This is a genomic window from Massilia solisilvae, from assembly GCF_024753215.1.
Taxonomy (GTDB): Bacteria; Pseudomonadota; Gammaproteobacteria; order Burkholderiales; family Burkholderiaceae_D; genus Telluria; species Telluria solisilvae.
In genome coordinates, this window is sequence record NZ_JANUGV010000005.1 from 125,622 (window position 1) to 145,221 (window position 19,600).

The window sequence follows — 19,600 nt, forward strand, 5'->3', positions numbered from 1 at the left end:
TGTCAAATTGCGTTCGACAATCGAACACAATTTGTTGCGTCCGTCTTGACGCTTCAATCGTGCGGCTTCTAAACTTTGGCACAAATGGTTCTGCGATCGAACAATAGTGCGATCACCGAACAGTGTCAACAGACGTCCCGCCCCACAGCATGACTGCGCGCCGCGGGGCCGGAGGTCCCCAGTGATTAACAAGCTTTCCCCGTCGCTCGAAGCGGCGGTCGCCGGCGTGCATGACGGCGCCACCGTGCTGATCGGCGGTTTCGGCACCGCCGGCCAGCCGGCCGAGCTCATCGACGCCCTGATCGCCCAGGGCGCGCGCGATCTCACCATCGTCAACAACAACGCCGGCAACGGCGAGACGGGCCTGGCCGCGCTGCTCAGGGCGCGCCGCGTGCGCAAGATCATCTGCTCGTTCCCGCGCCAGGCCGATTCGCAGGTGTTCGATGCGCTGTACCGCGCCGGCGAGGTCGAGCTGGAGCTGACCCCGCAGGGCAACCTGGCCGAGCGCATCCGCGCCGCCGGCGCCGGCATCGGCGGCTTCTTCACGCCCACCGGCTACGGCACCCGCCTGGCCGAGGGCAAGGAGACGCGCGTCATCGACGGCAAGCACTATGTGTTCGAGACCCCGATCCACGCCGACTTCGCGCTCATCAAGGCGCATCGCGGCGACCGCTGGGGCAACCTCACCTATCGCAAGACCGCCCGCAACTTCGGGCCGATCATGGCCATGGCCGCGCGCTGTGCGATCGCGCAGGTGAACGAAGTGGTGGAACTGGGGCAGCTCGATCCCGAGGCGATCGTCACCCCGGGTATTTTCGTGCAGCGCGTGGTGCTGCAGGGAGCGGCATGATGCAGCGCCTGACCCGCGACCAGATCGCCGCCCGCGTGGCGCGCGACATCCCCGAAGGCGCCTACGTCAACCTGGGCATCGGCCTGCCGACCATGGTGACCAAACACCTGCCGGCCGGCCTGGACATCTTCCTGCACAGCGAGAACGGCCTGCTCGGCATGGGCCCGCCGCCCGCGCCGGGCCAGGAAGACGAAGACCTGATCAACGCCGGCAAGCAGCCGGTGACGCTGCTGCCTGGGGGCGCCTATTTCCACCACGCCGACTCGTTCGCGATGATGCGCGGCGGGCACCTGGACATCTGCGTGCTGGGCGCCTTCCAGGTCTCGGCGCGCGGTGACCTGGCCAATTGGCACACCGGCGCGCCGGACGCGATTCCGGCGGTGGGCGGCGCCATGGACCTGGCGATCGGCGCCAAGCGCGTGTTCGTGATGATGGAGCACCTGACCAAGGACGGCGCCAGCAAGATCGTCGCCGAGTGCACCTATCCGCTGACCGGGGTGGGCTGCGTGAGCCGCATCTACACCGACCTGGCAGTCATCGACGTGACCGCGCGCGGCATGGTGGTGCGCGAGATGGTCGAGGGCTTGGGCCTGGACGAACTGCAGCGCATGACCGGCGTGCCGCTCGCTTATGAAGCCTTGTAAGGCATTGCAGCGCGGTGGCAGGCGCCACACGCTGCGTACGACGTGCGCGCGCGCAGGGCAAGCCTGAGCCCGCCTCGACATTTTTCAAAACAAGTATCCGGAGACAGGAATGGCAAGGCAAGACAACACCCCCCAGAAAACCACGCAGGAGCTCACGCCCGCGCAGCGCGTGTTTGCAATCGTCGGCGCATCGTCGGGCAACCTGGTCGAGTGGTTCGACTTCTACATCTACTCGTTCTGCGCGCTGTACTTCTCGTCGCAGTTCTTCCCCAAGGGCGATCCGACCTCGCAGCTGCTCAACACCGCCGGCATCTTCGCCGCCGGCTTCCTGATGCGTCCCGTCGGCGGCTGGCTGTTCGGCCGCATCGGCGACCGCTACGGCCGCCGCAAATCGATGCTGATCTCGGTGCTGATGATGTGCGGCGGCTCGCTGCTCATCGCCGTGCTGCCGACCTATAACCAGATCGGCAACGCGGCACCGCTGCTGCTGCTCATCGCGCGCCTGTTCCAGGGCCTGTCGGTCGGCGGCGAGTACGGCACCAGCGCGACCTACATGTCCGAGGTCGCCCAGTCCGGCAAGAAGGGCTTTTACGCGTCGTTCCAGTACGTCACGCTGATCGGCGGCCAGCTGGTGGCGCTGCTGGTGCTGGTGACCCTGCAGCAGATCCTGACCGAGGCCGAGCTCAAGGCCTACGGCTGGCGCATCCCGTTCGCGATCGGCGCGGCCACCGCGGTGGTCTCGCTGTACCTGCGCAGCTCGCTGCACGAAACCACCACCGAGGAGACCCGCAAGAGCAAGGGCGCCGGCCGCATCAGCACGCTGCTGCAGCACAAGCGCGCATTCGTCACAGTGCTCGGCTTCACCGCAGGCGGCTCGCTGATCTTCTACGCGTTCACCACCTACATGCAAAAGTACCTGGTCAACACGGTGGGCATGACCAAGGAAACCGCGAGCGCCACGATGACCGTCGCGCTGCTGGCGTACGCGGCCATGCAACCGCTGTTCGGCCTGCTGTCCGACCGCATCGGCCGGCGCGCGTCCATGCTGTGGTTCGGCGGCCTGGCCACCGTTTGCACCGCGCCGATCTTCTTTGCGCTGCGCGGGGTGCAGAGCCCGGTCACCGCCTGCCTGCTCATCATCGGCGCGCTGGCCATCGTCAGCCTGTACACCTCGATCAGCGGCCTGATCAAGGCCGAGATGTTCCCGATCGAAGTGCGCGCGCTGGGCGTGGGCCTGTCGTACGCGGTCGCCAACGCGATCTTCGGCGGCTCGGCCGAGTACGTGGCGCTGTGGTTCAAGTCGGCCGGCATGGAACAGAACTTCTACTGGTACGTGAGCGGCATGTGCGCGCTGGCCTTCGTGGTCGCGTTCAAGATGCCCGACCCGGGCAAGTCGGGCCTGCTGAAATAACGCCAGCGGCGCGGTGCGCGCCGCAACCAATCTCTCCTGCGGGTGTCGCCTTCGTGGCGGCACCCGTTTTTTTTGTCGGTGTGCGGCCGATGATGGCCGCGCTTTCCGGTCAAAGCAGGTAAGGAGGGCGCATCATGCACATGATGGACGAATGGCCGGCGCTGCCATACAGCCAGTGGAAGGACACGCTGGCGACCCTGCATTTGTGGACGCAGGTCGTCGGCAAGGTCAAGCTGGGCCTCATGCCGTGGACGAACCATTCCTGGCACGTGACCTTGTTCCTTACCGCGCGCGGCATGAGCACGCTGCCGGTGCCATACGGCCTGCGCAGCTTCCAGATCGATTTCGATTTCATCGACCACGTCTTGCGCATCGAGACCGCGGACGGGGCCACGCGCCTGCTGCCGCTGCGGCCGCAGCCGGTCGCGCATTTCTATCGCGACTTGCTGTTCACGCTCGACGAGCTCGGGCTACCCGTCAAAATCCGGCCGATGCCCAACGAGATCCCGGACGCGATCCCGTGCGACCAGGACCACGTGCACAGGGCTTACGACGGCGACTACGCCAACCGCTGCTGGCAGGCGATGCTGCACGCGCAGCGGGTGTTCGGGCGCTTTCGGGCCGGTTTTCGCGGCAAGTGCAGCCCGGTGCACTTCTTCTGGGGCAGCTTCGACCTGGCGGTCACGCGCTTTTCGGGACGGCGCGCGCCGCCGCATCCCGGCGGCGTGCCGCACCTGCCGGACTGGGTCGCGCGCGAAGCCTATTCGCAGGAAGTGAGCAGCTGCGGCTTCTGGCCGGGCGGCCCTGCCTTGCCCGAGCCGGTGTTCTATTCGTATGCCTACCCGGAGCCGGCGGGCTTTGCCGATGCGGCCATCGCGCCGGCCGCTGCCTATTTCCACCCGCAGCTGCGCGAATTCGTGCTGCCCTACGAAGCGGTGCGCGAGGCGCCGTCGCCCGACGACATGCTGATGGAATTTTGTCAGAGCACCTATGAGGCTGCGGCCAGGCTGGCCAACTGGAACCGCGCCGAGCTCGAGGGCGTGCCCCGCTAGCGCAGCATGTCGATGTGCATGATCCCGTCCTCGTCGTACGGTTCGGAGATCGTCTGGAAGCCGAAGCTCTGGTAGAACTTTTCGAGGTACTGCTGAGCGCCGATCTTGATGCGGTGTCCCGGATGCAGGCGCTCTGCGCACTCGATCCCGCGCGCCAGCAGCGCGCGCCCGGCACCGGTGCCGCGCGCGGCCTGGGTGGTCAGCACGCGGCCGATCGACATCTCGTCGTATTTGGCGCCCGGCGCCAGCACGCGCAGGTAGGCCGCCAGTTCACGCCTGCCATCGTCCGTGCGCCAGCCAAGCAGGTGGTGCGCGCCGATGTCCAGGCCGTCGAAGTCGTTATAAAAGCACTGCTGTTCGAGCACGAACACCTGCTGGCGCTGCGCCAGCACCTCATACAGTTCCACGTTGGTCAGTTCGTGGAAGCTGCGCCACTGCCATTCGATCATGTGTTTTCCGTTGTCAGGCCGCCGTCTCGAAGCCTTCGAGCACGTTGACGGTGTTGATGCCAAGTTCCGCGATCGCGCTGCCGCCCTCCATCATGAAGGCCGTCGGCAGCCCGAGGTGGGCGATGCGCTCGCCGATGCGCAGGAAGTCGCTCGTGGACAACGCCACGCGCGACGCCGGGTCGCCGGCAAAGCCGTCCACGCCAAGCGAGACGACCAGCGCATCCGCCCCGTATGCATTGATCTTGATGCAGGCCGTCTCCAGCGCTGCGAACCACTGCGCGGTGCTGGCGCCGGCCGGCAGCGGCACGTTCATGTTGTAGCCCAGGCCCTCGCCTTCGCCGGTTTCGTCCGCATGCCCGAGGTAGAACGGGTATTCGGTGCGAGGGTCGCCGTGGACCGACACGAACAAGACGTCGTTGCGGCGGTAGAAGATGCTTTGGGTGCCGTTGCCGTGGTGGTAGTCGATGTCGAGGATCGCCACGCGCGCCGCGCCATCGTCCAGCAGGTGCTGGGCCGCCAGCGCGGCGTTGTTCAGGAAGCAGTACCCGCCGAAGAAATCGGCGCCGGCATGGTGCCCGGGCGGGCGCGTGAGCGCGAACGTGGAGCGCTCGCCCAGGCGCAGCGCGTGCGCGGCGTTGACCGCGCAGTCGGCCCCGGTCTTGGCTGCGATCCAGGTGCCGGCCGACAGCGGCGTGCCGCTGTCCATCGAGTACAGGCCCAGGCGGGCGCAGAAGTTGTCGGGCTCGATGTCGTCGCGCAGCGTGCGCACCGGCCAGACGGCGGGAAAGGCGTCCTTGTCGGCGTTGGCGGGGTCCAGCGCAGTCCACTCGCTCCACGCATTGCGCAAAAAGTGCAGGTAGCGCGGCGTGTGGATGCGTTCGAGCGAGACCAGCGGCACGCCATGCGGCGTGACGATGCGGCCAAGGCCGCGCCGCTCGAATTCGGCCAGCACCAGGCTGGCCCGCTCGGGCTTCTCCGAACACGGCACCAGCTCGCCCCGGTGGATTTCCAGGCGCGGCCGGTGCTGGGCGTGGTGTTCGTTGAAAAAGGTGAGCAAGTCATCCTCGCGGCGTGATTATTCGCCGCATAGTGTACTGCTGTTGTATTTGGCGACAAAGTCGTCGAAGCTGCCGGTGTCGGACTGTTCGATGACCGCCTGCTCCGCCAGCGAGGCCGACGCCATCTCGAGGAACATCGCTTCCTCGGCCGGCATCAACGCGGTCTCGCGGAACCAGGCCGCGTGCAGCTGGCTTTGCTGCAGGCCGAACTTGTTGGCCGAGCCGAGCGCGCGCACTTCGTCCAGCACGCGTGCCGACGGCGTCTTGGACGGGTCCTCGACCTTGGCCTTTTGCACGGCCAGCGAGGCCTCGTGCACCGGCTCGTCGAACTGGGTGTCGAGCAGCTTGGCCACCGGGCGGATGCGCTCGATCAGTTCCATCGCCCATTCCACCAGCGGCACTTCCTTGCCGTCTTTGGTCAGCGTCAGGCCCGGCTTGCGGCCTTCCTTGACGGTGCGCGCGAAGTTGGACGCGTGGACCTGGCCGTCGGCCGCGCTGATGAAGGGGCTCTCTTCCAGCGCGCAGAACAGCAGGAAGGCGTCGAGGAAGCGGCCGGCCTCCAGCGAGATGCCGACCGGCTCGAACGGATCGACGTCCATGCAGCGCACCTCGATGTACTGCACGCCGCGGCGGCACAGCGCCTGCACCGGGCGCTCGCCGGTGCGGATCACGCGCTTGGGACGGATCGTCGAATAGTATTCGTTCTCGATCTGCAGCACGTTGGTGGACAGCTGAATCCACTCGCCGTCCTTCTTGGTGCCGAGCGCCGCGTACGGCTCGTACGGGCGGTTGACCGCGTCCATCAGCGAGGTGACGTAGCTTTCCAGGCTGTTTTCGTGCGGGCGCAGGCCGGACTGGGCGTCGTTCTGGTAGCCCAGGTCGCTCATGCGCAGGCTGGTGGCGTACGGCAGGTACAGGGTGTCGTCCGACAGCGGCTCGAGGTTGTGCGGACGGTCGCGCAGGAAGCTCTTGTTCAGCACCGGCGAGGCGCCGAACAGGTACATCAGCAGCCAGCTGTGGCGGCGGAAGTTGCGGATCGTCGCGATGTAGCTCTCGGACTGGAAGTCGCGCAGCGCCGAGCGCCGCTCTTCCATTACGCCTTCGTTCACCGCCAGCACCTGCCACAGCTTTTCGGGCAGCGAATAGTTGTAGTGGATGCCGGCGATGCACTGCATCGCCTTCCCGTAGCGCAGGGCCAGGCCGCGCCGGTACACGTGCTTGAGCATCCCGATGTGCGACTTGCCGTACCAGGCGATCTCGATGTCGGAATCCGGCGGCAGCTCGCACGGCATCGACTGGCTCCACAGCAGCTCGCCGCCCAGCCGCGCGTACGCGAAGCGGTGGATCGTGTCGAGCCGGTGCAGGGTCAGCGCGATGTCGTGCTCCGCCGGCGTGATGAACTCGAGCAGCGCCTCGGCATAGTCGGTGGTGATTTGCGGATGCGTCAGCGCCGATCCGAGTGCGAGCGGATGCGGGGTGTGCGCCAGGTGGCCGTGCTGGTCGACGCGCAACGTCTCGCGTTCGATGCCGCGCAGGCCCTGGCCCAGCAGGGAGCGGTGTGCATCGTCGTCAAGCAGGGCCAGGCGGCGGGTCAGTTGGTTCGACACGGGATGTTTCCTTTCTTTTACTGCCTAATCAGTGGCGCCAAGAGTAACCGAAAATCGCCGGCTGCGTCGGGCACCCCTCAAGTTCACAATCTTGACAAAATGTTAGCCCGGTGGATGGGCCGGCGCCGGCTTCGGCGTCTCCGCTTTGGGCGCGCTCTCCTGGCCGATCCAGCGCTCGATTTCGCGCTCGAGCACCGCCAGCGGCAGCGCTCCGTTGTCGATCACCGCGTTGTGGAAGCGCTTCAGGTCAAAGCGCGGACCCAACGCCGCCTGGGCCTTCTCGCGCAGCGCCAGGATGCGCAGCTGACCGATCTTGTAGCCCAGCGCCTGCCCCGGCTGGGCGATGTAGCGATCGACCTCGGCCTCGTTGTCGGCCGGCGGGTTGGCCGTGTTCGCGTTCATGTAGTCGATCGCCTGCTGGCGCGACCAGCCCAGCGCATGGATGCCGGTGTCCACCACCAGCCGCACCGCGCGAAACAATTCGTCGTTCAGGTGGCCGAAGCTGGAGAACGGGTCCTTGTACAGGCCCAGTTGCGGGCCCAGGCTCTCCGCATACAGCGCCCAGCCTTCGCCGAAGGCTACGTACCAGGCGTAGCGGCGAAACGCGGGCAGGCCCTCGATCTCGTGCGCGCGCGCGACCTGCACGTGGTGGCCCGGCACGCCTTCGTGCAGGGTGAGGGTGTCCACCTCCCACATCGGCCGCGTGTTCAGGCGCGAGGTGTTCACCACCAGCGCCGCCACCCGCCCGGGGCCGCCGGCCTCGTAGTAGGCGCCCGGCTGCTGCTCGGCCCCGGCGCCCTGGATCGGCTTGACCACGATGTCTTCCTTGGGCACGGTGGCGAACAGGTCGGGCAGGCGCGCCTGGGCGCGTTCGAGCGTGCGCCGATAGCGTGCCAGCAGCGCCTCGGGATCAACGTAGAACAGGCGTGGGTCGCTGCGCGCGAACGCGGCGAACTGTTCGAAGCTGCCCCTGAAGCCGGTGCGCGGGATCGCCGCCACGATCTCGCCGCGCAGGCGCGCCACTTCCTTCAGGCCGAGCGCGTTGATCTCGGCGGGGCTCATGTTGGTCGTGGTCGCGCCACGCACCACGAAGGCATACCAGGCCGCGCCGCCCGGCAGGCTGGATGCGGCGATCGCGTCGCGCGCGGCCGGCAGGTACTCGGTGCGCACGAACTCCTCCAGGCGTTGCAGCGCGGGCGCGGCGCTGTCGGCCAGGGCGGCGCTGCCGCTCGCGGCCAGCTGTTCGCGCACGTCCTTGTCGATCGTGGCCGGCAGCGCGCGCAGCGGTGAGCCCAGCGGGCCGTCGGCCAGGTGCTCGCGCATCGCGCGCAGCAGCGCGGGCAGCGGCTGCATCACGACCTTGGGCGCGACCCAGCCGTTGCGCATCCCGTAGCGCATCTGCTCGATCAGGCCGTCCACGTGGCGCGGCAGCGCCTGCAGGCGCGCGATGTAGTTGCGATAGTCGTCCTCGTCCGCGAACTGCATTTGCGCGACCAGTTGCGGCAGGCGGATGTGCAGGCCGTTCTGCGCCGTGATGGGGTAGGGATCGAACGGGTAGAAGGCGGCGGCGGCGAGCTTGCGCTCCTTGTCGTCCAGGAACAGGTCGTAGGAGATGCGGTCCTGGCCGGCGAGCTGGTCGCGGTCGATGGCCTTGATGGCGTCGAACATGCGGTGCTCGTGCTCGGTGGCCGCGCGCAGGCCATTTAACGAGGTGTCGGCCAGCTTGTCGTCGAAGCGGTGGTCGCCGACGCTTGTGGCCAGCTCGGGCTGGTGGCGCAGGCGCCATTGCCAGTCGCGCTCGAACAGCGCGTGCGCCTGGTCCGCCGCGCTGTCGGCGGCTGCCGCAAGCGGTGCGTAGATGGCGAGGATGGCAAACAGTCTGCGCATGCGATGGGTCTGGGCGTGGATCGGAAAGTTTATCAAAGGCGCAATTTCGGGCGCGCAGGGGAGAGCGGCCAGGCAGGTCGTCCTGGCGCTTGCCCGGCGGCGCGACGGGATGCGGGCTGGTTGCTATGCGTTGCGGGTAGCGAACCTGCCGCCGCTGACGCGTTCAATGCCGGCCAGATCGCGCCAGCTTTGCACGTCCGCATAGCCCTGCGCTTCCAGCAGCGCGCGCACCTGCGCCGCCTGGTCGTAGCCATGCTCGAGCAGCAGCCACCCGTTTGGCGCCAGGTGCCGGCCCGCGCCGCCGATGATGATGCGCAGCGCCGCCAGTCCGTCCGCACGGTCGGTGAGCGCCATGTTCGGCTCGAAGCGCAGGTCGCCGCGCGACAGGTGCTCGTCGCCCGAGGCGATGTACGGCGGGTTGGACGCGATGACGTCGAAGGTTTCGGCATCCAGGTTCGAGAACCAGTCGCTGCGCAGGAAGCGCACCGCGGCCCCGTGCGCGTTCGCGTTGGCGCGCGCGACGTCCAGCGCGGCGCCGGAGTAGTCGAGCGCGGTCACGGCGGCATCCGGCCGCGTATGCGCCACCGATACCGCGATCGCGCCGCTGCCGGTGCCCATGTCGAGCAGGCGGCCCTGTTGCGGCAGGCGTTCCAAAGCCAGTTCGACCAGCAGTTCGGTGTCGGGGCGCGGAATGAGCACCGAATCGTTGACCTCGAAATCGAGCCCGTAGAATTCGCGGCGGCCGACGATGTAGGCGATCGGCTCACCGAACTTGCGGCGCTCGACCAGCGTGGCCAGCTGCGCGGCCTCCTCGGCCGTGAGCGCGCGGTCGGATTGCGTGACCAGCCCCACGCGCGACAGGCCCAGCGCATGGCACAGCAAAATGCGGTTCTCGAGCGGGTCGAGCGGCAGCGCCGACTGCAGCGCGCCGATGGTGTCGCCGGCGGTAATCATCGTTTGCCGCGCACCAGCAGCCACGCCAGCGACACCGCCAGAATGGCGAACCACACCGCCGACCAGGCCGGGATCGAGAGCCCGAACAGGGTGTCGCGCGCGTCCTCGCACAGGCCGTCGGCGTGGAACATCCACGGCATCGCGGTGGCGGTCGGGATCTTGTTCAGCATGGTTTCCATCGGGTCGATGCCGCATGAGAAACCGGGGTGGGCCAGCACGTACAGGTGCTTGCCCACCACGCCCAGCCCGCCCAGCGCGCCGAGCAGGCCCAGGCCCGCCCCCACCTTCGGCTGGCCCATGGCGGCGCCCAGCAGGCAGCACAGCGCAATGGTCAGGTACAGGTAGCGCTGGATCACGCACAGCGGGCAGGGCATCATGTTCTGCGCATGCTGCAGGTACAGGGCGGCGCCGACCAGCGCGAAACAGGCGGCGGCGATGGCGTAGAGGACGTTTCTGGACGTGGTCATTCGTATAGGTTGGGGCTGCAAAAAAGATGGGGCATTGTCGCATAAAGCGCCATGCCCCTTCCTTGATTTCGGCTTTGCAATTCGGAACCGCCACCGTCGTCCCGACGAAAGCCGGGGCGACGGGTTTCCGTCAATCGCCCAGCGCGGCCAGCTGCTCGGCCTGGTGCTCGGACGCCAGCGCGCGGGTCAGCTCTTCCAGGTCGCCGTCCATGATCATGTCCAGTTTGTAGAGCGTGAGGTTGATGCGGTGGTCGGTCAGGCGCCCCTGCGGGAAGTTGTAGGTGCGGATGCGCTCGCTGCGGTCGCCCGAGCCGATCAGGCTCTTGCGGGTGGCCGCTTCGCGGCTCTGCTGTTCGCGCAGCTGCACGTCCTTGATGCGCGCGGCCAGCACCTTCATCGCCTGCGCCTTGTTTTTGTGCTGGCTGCGGTCGTCCTGGCATTCGACCACGATCCCTGTGGGCAGGTGGGTGATGCGCACCGCCGAATCGGTCTTGTTGATGTGCTGCCCGCCGGCGCCCGAGGCGCGGAAGGTGTCGATGCGCAGGTCGGCCGGGTTGATGTTCACGTCCTCGACCTCGTCCGCCTCTGGCATCACCGCCACGGTGCAGGCCGAGGTGTGGATGCGGCCCTGGGTTTCGGTGGCCGGCACGCGCTGCACGCGGTGGCCGCCCGATTCGAACTTGAGCCGGGAGTAGGCGCCGTTGCCGACGATGCGCACGATGACCTCGCGGTAGCCGCCCAGGTCGGACGGCGATTCGGACACCATCTCCACCTGCCAGCGGTTGCGCTCGGCAAAGCGGGTGTACATGCGCAGCAGGTCGCCCGCGAACAGCGCCGATTCGTCGCCGCCGGTGCCGGCGCGGATCTCGAGGAAGATGTTGCGCTCGTCGTTTTCGTCCTTCGGCAGCAGCATCTTCTGCAGCTCCAGGTCAAGCTCTCCCAGGCGCGCCCTGGCGGCCTCGATTTCGTCCTGCGCGAACTCTTTCATGTCCGGGTCCGCCAGCATCTCCTGCGCGGTGGCGATGTCGCCCTGCGCGTCCTGGTACTGGCGGTACAGCGCGACCAGCGGCCCGAGCTCGGCGTGCTCGCGCGTCATCTTGCGGTAGTTGTCCATGTTCGCCGTCGCGTTTTCTTGCGCCAGCAGTTCGTCCAGTTCGACTAGTCGGTTGGCCAGTTGGTCCAGCTTGGCCAGCATGGATGGTTTCATCAGATATCTCGGTAACGTGGTTCGGGCCGCAGGGCGCGGCAACGCGGCGCGCCGCGGCAGGGGCGGCGCGAGAGAAGGGGAGGGCCGCTAACGGCGGCCGCGGAACAGCTGCGGCAGCAGGCTGGCCAGGCGCGCGCGCTCGTCGCCCTGGGCGCGGTGCAGCGCCTGCTGCGGGCCGTGCAGGAACTTGGCGGTCAGGCCGCGCGAGAGCGCTTCGAGCACGGCTTCGGGATCCTCGCCCTTGGCCAGCAGCTTGCGTGCGCGCTCGAGCTCGGCCAGGCGCAGCTCTTCGCTCGATTCGTGCAGGTCGCGGATGACCGGCACCACGGCGCGGTCGCCGATCCAGTGCATGAACGACTGCACGCGCGTTTCGATGATGGCCTCGGCCTGCGCGACCGCGGCCTGGCGGCTTTCGATGCCGGTTCTCACCACCTGCGCCAGGTCGTCCACGGTGTACAGGAACACGTCGTCCAGGCCGGCAACTTCAGGCTCGATATCGCGCGGCACCGCCAGGTCGACCATGAACACCGGGCGGCGGCGGCGTGCCTTGATGGCGCGCTCGACCAGGCCCTTGCCGATCAGCGGCAGGGTGGAGGCGGTGCAGGAGACGATGATGTCGAACTGGGACAGGCGCTCCGGCAGGTCGGCCAGCTTGATCGCCTGGCCGTTGAAGCGTGCCGCCAGCGCCTCGCCGCGCTCCATGGTGCGGTTGGCGATGGTGATGCTTTTCGGGTTCTGGGCCGCGAAGTGGGTGGCGCACAGCTCGATCATTTCGCCGGCGCCGATGAACAGCACGTTCTGCTCGCCGATGCGGTCGAAGATGCGCTGCGACAGGCGCACGGCGGCCGCCGCCATCGACACGCTGTGCGCGCCGATCTCGGTGGTGCTGCGCACTTCCTTGGCCACGGCAAAGCTGCGCTGGAACAGCTGGTGCAGGTAGGTGCCCAGGCCGCCGGCTTCTTCGGCCGCGCGCACCGCGTCCTTCATCTGGCCCAGGATCTGCGGTTCGCCCAGCACCATCGAGTCCAGGCCCGAGGCGACCCGGAACGCATGGCGCACGGCGTCGTCCTGCGGCAGCAGGTACAGGTGCGGGCGCAGCTCGGCGTGGTTCAGCGCGTGGTAGTGGGCCAGAAAATGGGCCGATGCATCCAGCGGGTTGGGCGCGCCGCTGGCGGCGTACATCTCGGTGCGGTTGCAGGTGGACAGCAGGGCCGCTTCGTCGCTGCCCTTGTCGTTGTAGCGCGCGAACCAGGCGCGCGCCGCCCGCACCGCCTCGCCAAGCTGCTCAGGCCCCAGCGCCAGTTGCTCGCGCAGCGAGACCGGTGCTGTGTTGTGGTTGAGGCCGACGGCGAGAAGTTGCATGCTGTTGGAACGAGGGCTGGCGGGTGGCGCCATTATACCCTGAGGCGGGCAGGGTTTCAGGCGCCCAGTTTTTCCAGCCGGTAGCCGTAGCTGTACACCGGCACCAGGCGGAAGCCGTTTTCTGGACGCAGTTGCAACTTGTTGCGCACGCGCGAGACGTGGGTGTCCATGGTGCGCGAGGGCACCGCCGTTTCCCGCACCCAGACCGACTCGTGGATGTAAGCGCGCGACAGCGGACGGCCGATGTTGCGGAAAAACAGCAGCGCCAGGTAGAACTCCTTGTGCGTCACGTCGATCGGCGCGCCGTCCATCAGCAGCCGTCCGGGGCGGGTTTCGAACGTGTACGGGCCAAAGGTGAGCTGCTCCGAGCCGTTCTGCGACGGGTAGGCGCGGCGCAGCAGGGCCGAGACGCGCGCGGCCAGCTCGCCGCGGCGCAGCGGCTTGACCAGGTAGTCGTCGGCGCCGGCGGTCATGCCCGCCACCATGTCGTCCTCGGCCGAGGTATTGGCCAGGAACATGGTCGGGGTGTTGGCCGACAGTTTTTCTTTTGCGCGCCGCAGCACTTCGCTGCCCGGCATGTCCGGCACTTGCCAGTCCATGATCAAGAGGTCGGTACTGTCCTTGCGCAGTTGCCCCAGCAGTTCCTTGCCCGAGTCAAAGGTCTGGCACGAGTGCCCGGCCCCGGAAAGAACCTGGCAGATGGTGTCTGCCTGGCTGCGGTCGTTATCCAAGACGGCGATTCTCATAGTGCAATTCAGCTCGTTAAAGAGTCCTGTAGGAGTTAATGTAGGAGCAGTCCTACAAGGTTACACCGAATATAACAGACTTTTACAAAGATGTGCCATAACTGGACAAGAAAATTTCGTTTAGAAACAACGATTTCCCGTGTGCAATGGTCGGGAATTCGCCAAATCGCTTTGTAGGAATAGGATGGCAAATGTGTCTCGGGCGCTATGCAGGCTGCTTATCGGGGGCGGCAAACGGTTGTTTTCATTGGATAAAGCGGCATTTGTTCCAATACAACGAAGTTTGTCTTTGTGCAATCCAGATGGGTGTGCGCGGCATGCAGCGCAAACGCGTTAAGCTTGGGCGTTGGCAGACTTCGCTTTGGATATGAAAGAGAACCTGGACTGGGAACTGATGCCGGCAAGCGGCACCGAGATCGCACGGGTGCGTGAGCAGTGCCGCAAGCTGGTGCGCAAGCGCGCGGCGGTGTCGGCCGGCATCGCGGCGGTACCGCTGCCGGGCGTGGACCTGCTGTCCGACCTGACCACCTTCGCCCTGCTGATCGAGGAAATCAACAAGGCCTTCGGGTTGACCCCGGCGCAGATCGACAAGTTGCAGCCGCGCATGCGCATCGCGGTGTACGAGGCGACGGCGGCGATCGGCGGGATGCTGGTGGGGAAGATCGTGACCCGGGAGCTGGTGCTGCAGGTCTTCAAGAAGTCGGGGCTGAAGCTGGCGGCCAAGTCGGTCAGCCGGTTCGTGCCGCTGGCGGGCCAGGTGGCCTCGGCCGCGATCGGCTACGCGCTGTTTCAGAAGATGGGGTACCAGCACATCGAGGCATGTGCGAAGGTGGTGGAGAAGGCGGCGGAAACCGGGCCGGCCTGAGTGCCGGTGAACAGCCACCAGCCGTAAAGCCGCCATCCCGGCGCAGGCCGGGATCCATGCTGGGTTTCCGAATTCGGAAGCGGTCTATGGGTCCCGGCGTGCGCCGGGACGACGGGCATGCTGACGACGCGCTTTACGCGTCCGGCAGCACCACGTTCACGTCGAGCACTTCCAGGTTGCCCTGGCGGTCGAGCGAGATCTTGATGTCGTCGGCGTTGACCTTGGTGTACTTCGAGATCACCTCGATCAGCTCGCGGTGCAGGGCCGGCAGGAAATCCGGTCCGCCGGCACGGCTGCTGCGTTCGCGCGCGATGATGATCTGGAGGCGTTCCTTGGCCTCCGACGCGCTTTTCTGTTTCTGCGGGAACAGGATCGAAAGCAGGCCCATGTCACTTCACCCCAAAGATGCGCTGCAGCAAACCGGGTTTTTCGTAGTTGGTGAAACGCAGCGGGCGTTCTTCGCCAAGGAAGCGTGACACCACGTCTTCGTACGCCTCGGCCACGTCGGTCCCCTTGAAGTGGATCGCCGGATTGCCCTGGTTCGACGCGTGCAGCACCTGCTCCGATTCCGGGATGATGCCGATCAGCTTGATGCGCAGGATTTCCTGCACGTCCTCATGCGACAGCATTTCGTTCGCTTCCACCCGCTTGGGCGAGTAGCGGGTGATCAGGAGGTGCTCCTTGACCGGTTCCGAGCCCGATTGCGCGCGGCGCGACTTGGCTTGCAGGATGCCCAGGATGCGGTCCGAGTCGCGCACCGACGACACTTCCGGGTTGGTGACGATGATCGCCTCGTCGGCAAAGGTCAGCGCCATCAGCGCGCCGTGCTCGATGCCGGCCGGCGAATCGCACACGATGTACTCGAAGCCCATCTTCACCATTTCGTTCAGCACGCGCTCCACGCCTTCTTCCGACAGCGCGTCCTTGTCGCGGGTCTGCGAGGCCGGCAGGATGAACAGGTTCTCGCAGTGCTTGTCCTTGATGAGCGCCTGGGTCAGGCTGGCCTCGCCGTTGATCACGTTGATCAGGTCGTACACCACGCGGCGCTCGCAGCCCATGATCAGGTCGAGGTTGCGCAGGCCGACGTCGAAGTCGATCACCGCGGTCTTGTGGCCGCGCATGGCCAGGCCCGTGGAAAAGCTCGCGCTCGAGGTGGTCTTGCCCACACCGCCCTTACCGGACGTCACAACAATAATTCGTGCCACAAAAAAGTCCTTTTCGGTATCTGGTTGTCAGTTGCGCTCAGACGCGGGTAGCCGAACTGAGCGATAGTATATCCAGTCGATCGCCTGTTAGTCGAATTTGCGACGGCCCCTTGCCCAGGTCGGCCGGGAAGCCCTCGTCGAAGGTGCGGTACACGCCCGCAATGGAAACCAGTTCCGGCTGCATCGACAGCGCGAAGATGCGCGCGCCGGCATTGCCGGAAGCGCCGGCCAGCGCACGGCCATGCAGTGGCGCATACACGTGGATGCTGCCGTCGGCGATGATTTCGGCGCCGTTGTTGACCACCGCCGTGATGATCAGGTCGCAGCCGCGCGCGTAGATGCGCTGGCCCGCGCGCACCGGGGTGTCCACGATCATCGCGGCGCTGGCGGCAGGGGCGGCCGGTGCCGCCGTCGGGGCCGGCGTCGGGGCGGGCGTGGGCGCCGGCGTGGCCAGCGGGGCCGCCTCGCGCACGCGCTCGCCGCTGGCGCCGTCGTCCAGGAACAGGCCGCTGGCGCGGATCGCGTCGTGCATGGCCGCGGACGCGCCGCGCACCGCCACCGCGTTCAGCCGGTATTTCTTGAGCAGGGTTGCCAGCGCCGTCCAGTCGATGCGCGGGTTCGCCGCCGCAATGGCGGTCACGTCGATCACCGCGAACTCGTCCTCGAAAAAGTCGGACACGCCCCCCGTCATCTGTTTCAGCGCCGCGTCGATCGACAACGGATCGGCCGAATGGAGGATGGTCGAGATCGCGACAACGGTGGAAATCTTGATTTCGACGGGCAAGGAGGTCGGGCTTTTGGACATAAACGGGTCAGGTTGGCTCAAGCCCGTGCATTCTACTGTGATTTTTAGCCGTGTGGACATGCCAACTGGCATCAATTCGCCCGAAATCACGGCAGGTTGGCAGTTCGAAAACAGCAGTTCGCGGTGGCGGAGGATCCACTTCACCCAGGGTAAATAGCGCTTGCTTTTCCTTGTCTTGTCGCTAACATATCTGTTATCTAACAATCAATAAAGAGCATGGCCGGCCGGTCCGGCAACGCGGCAATGAAGGGAATCACTTGAAAAAGACGATCTTTTGCGCGCTGGCGCTGGTGGGCACACTGGCACACGCTGCCGAGCCGCTGCGCGAGGTGGCGTGGCTGCAGGGCTGCTGGCAGGTCGATGGCGCCGAACCGGGCTCGGGCGAGCACTGGAGCGCACCGGCGGCCGGCGCGATGGTCGGTTCGGCGCGCCTGGTCAGGGGCGGCAAGATGACGAACATCGGACTGCTCCAGCTGCGCCATGTCGATGGCCAGCTCGAGTACGTGGCCCAGTCGCTGGGCGAGGCGGTGATGGCCTTCACGCGGGTTGCCGCGGCCCGCGGCGAGCTGGCGTTCGCGCGCGCGGCGCCGACGTTTCCCCAGCGCCTGGTGCTGCGCCAGAAGGACGCCATGCATTTCCATTCCAGGATGGAAGGCACGGTGAAGGGGGAGCGCAAGGTCCTCGAGTTCCCGATGACGCGGGTCAACTGCGAAGGCAACTGAGCGGCATGGCCGGCAGGCTGATACCGGGTCGTCGTTGTCTTCTGTGACCAAGCTGATAAGATTGACTTGCCTCAAAGGCGAAAGGACGCCCGATCACTAACATGTATCTTTTTCCAACGCAGGCCGGCACCCGGCAGCCACGAGCTGCGGCTACGCCCGGCCTGCCTTGCTGCGTCGAATCCTGAACCGGCGGCGCTCTGCCGCCGCCTCGTCAACCTCCTGGCACGCCAGGACACTGGAGAATCAAATGGAAGAAGTTGTCATCGTCGCCGCCGGCCGCACCGCTGTGGGCAAGTTCGGCGGTAGCCTCGCCAAGGTATCCGGCGCCGAGCTCGGCGCGCACGTCATCAAGCAGCTGCTGGCCAAATCCGGCTTCGCGCCGGACGCCGTGAGCGAAGTGCTCATGGGCCAGGTGCTGACCGCGGCGGCCGGACAGAACCCGGCACGCCAGGCCTCGATCAAGGCCGGCCTGCCCGACACCATCCCGGCCATGACCATCAACATGGTGTGCGGCAGCGGCCTGCGCGCCACCCACCTGGCGGCGCAGGCGATCAAGTGCGGCGACGCGCGCATCGTCATTGCCGGCGGCCAGGAAAGCATGAGCATGTCCCCGCACGCCATGCCCGGCTCGCGCGACGGCGTTCGCATGGGTGAGGCCAAGCTGGTGGACACCATGATCATCGACGGCCTGTGGGACGCGTTCAACCAGTACCACATGGGCGTGACCGCCGAGAACGTCGCGCGCAAGTACGACATCTCGCGCCAGGAGCAGGACGAATTCGCGCTGCAGTCGCAGCTGAAGGCCGAGGCCGCGCAAAAGGCCGGCAAGTTCAAGGACGAGATCATCCCCTTCGAGATCGTGACCAAGAAGGGCACGACCGTCATCGACACCGACGAGTACCCGAAACACGGCACCACGATCGAGGCGCTGTCGAGCCTGCGCCCGGCCTTCAACAAGGAAGGCACGGTCACGGCCGGCAACGCATCCGGCATCAACGACGGCGCGGCGGCGGTCATCATGATGTCCGCCTCGCAGGCCAAGGAAATGGGCCTGACGCCGATGGCGCGCATCAAGGCCTACGCCTCGGCCGGCGTGGACCCGTCGATCATGGGCATGGGCCCGGTGTCGGCCACCCGCCTGTGCCTGCAAAAGGCCGGCTGGGGCGTGAACGACCTCGACCTCATGGAGATTAACGAGGCGTTTGCCGCGCAGGCCGTTGCGGTCAACAAGGAAATGGGTTGGGACACGTCGAAGATCAACGTGAATGGCGGCGCGATTGCGATCGGCCACCCGATCGGCGCTTCCGGCGCGCGCATCCTGGTGACCCTGCTGCATGAAATGATACGCCGTGACGCCAAGCGCGGCCTGGCCAGCCTGTGCATCGGCGGCGGCATGGGCGTGGCGCTGGCAGTGGAGCGCTAAGCGCGGGCGCAACCGCGCTGGCGGTCCGGGTTTTCGGAAGTACAGATAAAAACAGGAGAAGACACATGGCTAGAGTGGCATTGGTAACTGGGGGCATGGGCGGCCTGGGCGAGGCAATCTGCATCAAGATGGCCGCGCTGGGCTACAAGGTCGTGGCCACCTACTCGCCGGGCAACACCAAGCGCGACGCGTGGCTGGCCGCCATGCGCGAAAAAGGGCACGAGTTCCATGCCTACGAGTGCGACGTGGCCGACTACGATTCGGCGCAGGCCTGCGTGGCCAAGGTGGTGGCCGAGGTGGGGCCGGTGGATGTATTGGTCAACAACGCCGGCATCACGCGCGACATGACCTTCAAGAAAATGGACAAGGTCAACTGGGACGCGGTCATCAAGACCAACCTCGATTCCGTGTTCAACATGACCAAGCCGGTGTGCGACGGCATGGTCGAGCGCGCCTGGGGGCGGATCATCAACATCTCGTCGGTCAACGGCCAGAAGGGCGCCTTCGGCCAGACCAACTACTCCGCCGCCAAGGCCGGCATGCACGGCTTTACCAAGGCGCTGGCGCTGGAAGTGGCGCGCAAGGGCGTGACCGTCAACACGATCTCGCCGGGCTATATCGGCACCAAGATGGTGATGGACATCCCGAGCGAGGTCCTCGAGACCAAGATCATTCCGCAAATCCCCATGGGGCGCCTGGGCAAGCCGGAGGAAGTGGCCGGCCTGGTGGCCTACCTGGCGTCGGATGAGGCCGCTTTCGTCACGGGCGCCAACATCGCCATCAACGGCGGGCAGCACATGTACTAAGCCGGCACGGCGGGGCGGCAGCAGCTGCCCCGCCTGCATCGGCCAGCGCGGCAATGTCGTATGGCATCATGCTGTTTTTT

Annotated in this window: 20 protein-coding genes; 8 read left to right on the forward strand and 12 right to left on the reverse strand. The window is 66.4% G+C overall.

Annotated elements, in window-relative coordinates; genetic code table 11:
• The first annotated feature begins 181 nt into the window (after positions 1 to 181).
• The 4 genes from NX773_RS17320 (at position 182) to NX773_RS17335 (ending at position 3,957) form a co-directional block, all read left to right on the forward strand.
• Positions 182 to 850 carry a 3-oxoacid CoA-transferase subunit A gene (locus NX773_RS17320; protein ID WP_258857555.1) on the forward strand — a complete coding sequence of 223 codons (669 nt, stop codon included), beginning with the start codon at positions 182 to 184 and terminating at the stop codon, positions 848 to 850.
• Entirely contained in the window at positions 850 to 1,494 is a 645-nt protein-coding gene (locus NX773_RS17325; protein WP_258857732.1) for a CoA transferase subunit B, read from the forward strand. The genes NX773_RS17320 and NX773_RS17325 overlap by 1 nt, the downstream gene beginning before the upstream one ends.
• Before the next feature lie 109 nt (positions 1,495 to 1,603).
• Positions 1,604 to 2,905: an MFS family transporter gene (locus NX773_RS17330; RefSeq protein WP_258857556.1), complete on the forward strand. Its 1,302-nt coding sequence runs from the start codon at positions 1,604 to 1,606 to the stop codon at positions 2,903 to 2,905.
• Positions 2,906 to 3,039: 134 nt separating this feature from the next.
• Positions 3,040 to 3,957 carry a DUF5996 family protein gene (locus tag NX773_RS17335; RefSeq protein WP_258857557.1) on the forward strand — a complete coding sequence of 306 codons (918 nt, stop codon included), beginning with the start codon at positions 3,040 to 3,042 and terminating at the stop codon, positions 3,955 to 3,957.
• On the opposite strand, the gene NX773_RS17340 is transcribed toward NX773_RS17335, so the two are convergent.
• The 9 genes from NX773_RS17340 to NX773_RS17380 form a co-directional block, all read right to left on the reverse strand.
• On the reverse strand, positions 3,954 to 4,406 hold the full coding sequence (locus NX773_RS17340; RefSeq protein ID WP_258857558.1) for a GNAT family N-acetyltransferase: 453 nt from the start codon (positions 4,404 to 4,406) through the stop codon (positions 3,954 to 3,956). The two genes, NX773_RS17335 and NX773_RS17340, sit on opposite strands and share 4 nt — an antisense overlap.
• Positions 4,407 to 4,419: 13 nt before the next feature.
• Positions 4,420 to 5,463: a histone deacetylase family protein gene (locus NX773_RS17345; protein ID WP_258857559.1), complete on the reverse strand. Its 1,044-nt coding sequence runs from the start codon at positions 5,461 to 5,463 to the stop codon at positions 4,420 to 4,422.
• An 18-nt stretch (positions 5,464 to 5,481) separates the two neighbouring features.
• Positions 5,482 to 7,071, reverse strand: a complete 1,590-nt coding sequence (gene gshA, locus NX773_RS17350) for a glutamate--cysteine ligase (RefSeq protein WP_258857560.1) — start codon at positions 7,069 to 7,071, stop codon at positions 5,482 to 5,484.
• Between the two features lie 102 nt (positions 7,072 to 7,173).
• A complete protein-coding gene (locus NX773_RS17355) occupies positions 7,174 to 8,958 on the reverse strand; it encodes a DUF885 domain-containing protein (protein WP_258857561.1) in 1,785 nt (594 codons plus the stop codon).
• Between the two features lie 123 nt (positions 8,959 to 9,081).
• Positions 9,082 to 9,912 carry a peptide chain release factor N(5)-glutamine methyltransferase gene (gene prmC, locus NX773_RS17360; protein WP_258857562.1) on the reverse strand — a complete coding sequence of 277 codons (831 nt, stop codon included), beginning with the start codon at positions 9,910 to 9,912 and terminating at the stop codon, positions 9,082 to 9,084.
• The gene (locus tag NX773_RS17365) at positions 9,909 to 10,379 is read right to left on the reverse strand and encodes a disulfide bond formation protein B (RefSeq protein WP_258857563.1); all 471 of its coding nucleotides are present in this window, start codon (positions 10,377 to 10,379) and stop codon (positions 9,909 to 9,911) included. The genes prmC and NX773_RS17365 overlap by 4 nt, the downstream gene beginning before the upstream one ends.
• 130 nt (positions 10,380 to 10,509) lie before the next feature.
• The gene (prfA, locus tag NX773_RS17370) at positions 10,510 to 11,586 is read right to left on the reverse strand and encodes a peptide chain release factor 1 (protein ID WP_258857564.1); all 1,077 of its coding nucleotides are present in this window, start codon (positions 11,584 to 11,586) and stop codon (positions 10,510 to 10,512) included.
• An 87-nt stretch (positions 11,587 to 11,673) separates the two neighbouring features.
• A complete protein-coding gene (gene hemA / locus NX773_RS17375; protein WP_258857565.1) occupies positions 11,674 to 12,948 on the reverse strand; it encodes a glutamyl-tRNA reductase in 1,275 nt (424 codons plus the stop codon).
• Positions 12,949 to 13,004: 56 nt separating this feature from the next.
• On the reverse strand, positions 13,005 to 13,694 hold the full coding sequence (locus NX773_RS17380) for a response regulator transcription factor (RefSeq protein WP_258822911.1): 690 nt from the start codon (positions 13,692 to 13,694) through the stop codon (positions 13,005 to 13,007).
• A 367-nt stretch (positions 13,695 to 14,061) separates the two neighbouring features.
• On the opposite strand from NX773_RS17380, the gene NX773_RS17385 reads away from it, so the two are divergent.
• Positions 14,062 to 14,559, forward strand: coding sequence for a hypothetical protein (locus tag NX773_RS17385; RefSeq protein ID WP_258857566.1), 498 nt, complete (start codon positions 14,062 to 14,064; stop codon positions 14,557 to 14,559).
• A gap of 133 nt (positions 14,560 to 14,692) precedes the next feature.
• On the opposite strand, the gene minE is transcribed toward NX773_RS17385, so the two are convergent.
• The 3 genes from minE to minC are packed head-to-tail and all read right to left on the reverse strand — an operon-like array spanning position 14,693 to position 16,569.
• A complete protein-coding gene (gene minE / locus NX773_RS17390; protein ID WP_258822913.1) occupies positions 14,693 to 14,947 on the reverse strand; it encodes a cell division topological specificity factor MinE in 255 nt (84 codons plus the stop codon).
• A 1-nt stretch (position 14,948) separates the two neighbouring features.
• Complete coding sequence (gene minD / locus NX773_RS17395) at positions 14,949 to 15,764, reverse strand: septum site-determining protein MinD (RefSeq protein WP_258822914.1); 816 nt, start codon at positions 15,762 to 15,764, stop codon at positions 14,949 to 14,951.
• Positions 15,765 to 15,801: 37 nt separating this feature from the next.
• Complete coding sequence (minC, locus tag NX773_RS17400) at positions 15,802 to 16,569, reverse strand: septum site-determining protein MinC (RefSeq protein ID WP_258857567.1); 768 nt, start codon at positions 16,567 to 16,569, stop codon at positions 15,802 to 15,804.
• A gap of 257 nt (positions 16,570 to 16,826) precedes the next feature.
• Here minC and NX773_RS17405 point away from each other — a divergent pair, with 257 nt between their 5' ends.
• The 3 genes from NX773_RS17405 (at position 16,827) to phbB (ending at position 19,520) form a co-directional block, all read left to right on the forward strand.
• Positions 16,827 to 17,291: a DUF6265 family protein gene (locus NX773_RS17405; RefSeq protein WP_258857568.1), complete on the forward strand. Its 465-nt coding sequence runs from the start codon at positions 16,827 to 16,829 to the stop codon at positions 17,289 to 17,291.
• Positions 17,292 to 17,538: 247 nt separating this feature from the next.
• On the forward strand, positions 17,539 to 18,714 hold the full coding sequence (locus NX773_RS17410) for an acetyl-CoA C-acetyltransferase (RefSeq protein WP_258857569.1): 1,176 nt from the start codon (positions 17,539 to 17,541) through the stop codon (positions 18,712 to 18,714).
• A gap of 65 nt (positions 18,715 to 18,779) precedes the next feature.
• Positions 18,780 to 19,520: an acetoacetyl-CoA reductase gene (phbB, locus tag NX773_RS17415; RefSeq protein WP_258857570.1), complete on the forward strand. Its 741-nt coding sequence runs from the start codon at positions 18,780 to 18,782 to the stop codon at positions 19,518 to 19,520.
• Positions 19,521 to 19,600 lie beyond the last annotated feature (80 nt).

Bases quoted from the DNA above. Each gene is read 5' to 3' on its own strand.
- NX773_RS17325 (WP_258857732.1), top strand. From the start codon at position 850: ATGCAGCGCCTGACCCGCGACCAGATCGCCGCCCGCGTGGCGCGCGAC.
- NX773_RS17330 (WP_258857556.1), top strand. From the start codon at position 1,604: ATGGCAAGGCAAGACAACACCCCCCAGAAAACCACGCAGGAGCTCACG.
- NX773_RS17335 (WP_258857557.1), top strand. From the start codon at position 3,040: ATGCACATGATGGACGAATGGCCGGCGCTGCCATACAGCCAGTGGAAG.
- NX773_RS17340 (WP_258857558.1), bottom strand. From the start codon at position 4,406: ATGATCGAATGGCAGTGGCGCAGCTTCCACGAACTGACCAACGTGGAA.
- NX773_RS17355 (WP_258857561.1), bottom strand. From the start codon at position 8,958: ATGCGCAGACTGTTTGCCATCCTCGCCATCTACGCACCGCTTGCGGCA.
- prmC (WP_258857562.1), bottom strand. From the start codon at position 9,912: ATGATTACCGCCGGCGACACCATCGGCGCGCTGCAGTCGGCGCTGCCG.
- NX773_RS17365 (WP_258857563.1), bottom strand. From the start codon at position 10,379: ATGACCACGTCCAGAAACGTCCTCTACGCCATCGCCGCCGCCTGTTTC.
- prfA (WP_258857564.1), bottom strand. From the start codon at position 11,586: ATGAAACCATCCATGCTGGCCAAGCTGGACCAACTGGCCAACCGACTA.
- hemA (WP_258857565.1), bottom strand. From the start codon at position 12,948: ATGCAACTTCTCGCCGTCGGCCTCAACCACAACACAGCACCGGTCTCG.
- NX773_RS17380 (WP_258822911.1), bottom strand. From the start codon at position 13,694: ATGAGAATCGCCGTCTTGGATAACGACCGCAGCCAGGCAGACACCATC.
- NX773_RS17385 (WP_258857566.1), top strand. From the start codon at position 14,062: ATGAAAGAGAACCTGGACTGGGAACTGATGCCGGCAAGCGGCACCGAG.
- minE (WP_258822913.1), bottom strand. From the start codon at position 14,947: ATGGGCCTGCTTTCGATCCTGTTCCCGCAGAAACAGAAAAGCGCGTCG.
- minC (WP_258857567.1), bottom strand. From the start codon at position 16,569: ATGTCCAAAAGCCCGACCTCCTTGCCCGTCGAAATCAAGATTTCCACC.
- NX773_RS17410 (WP_258857569.1), top strand. From the start codon at position 17,539: ATGGAAGAAGTTGTCATCGTCGCCGCCGGCCGCACCGCTGTGGGCAAG.
- phbB (WP_258857570.1), top strand. From the start codon at position 18,780: ATGGCTAGAGTGGCATTGGTAACTGGGGGCATGGGCGGCCTGGGCGAG.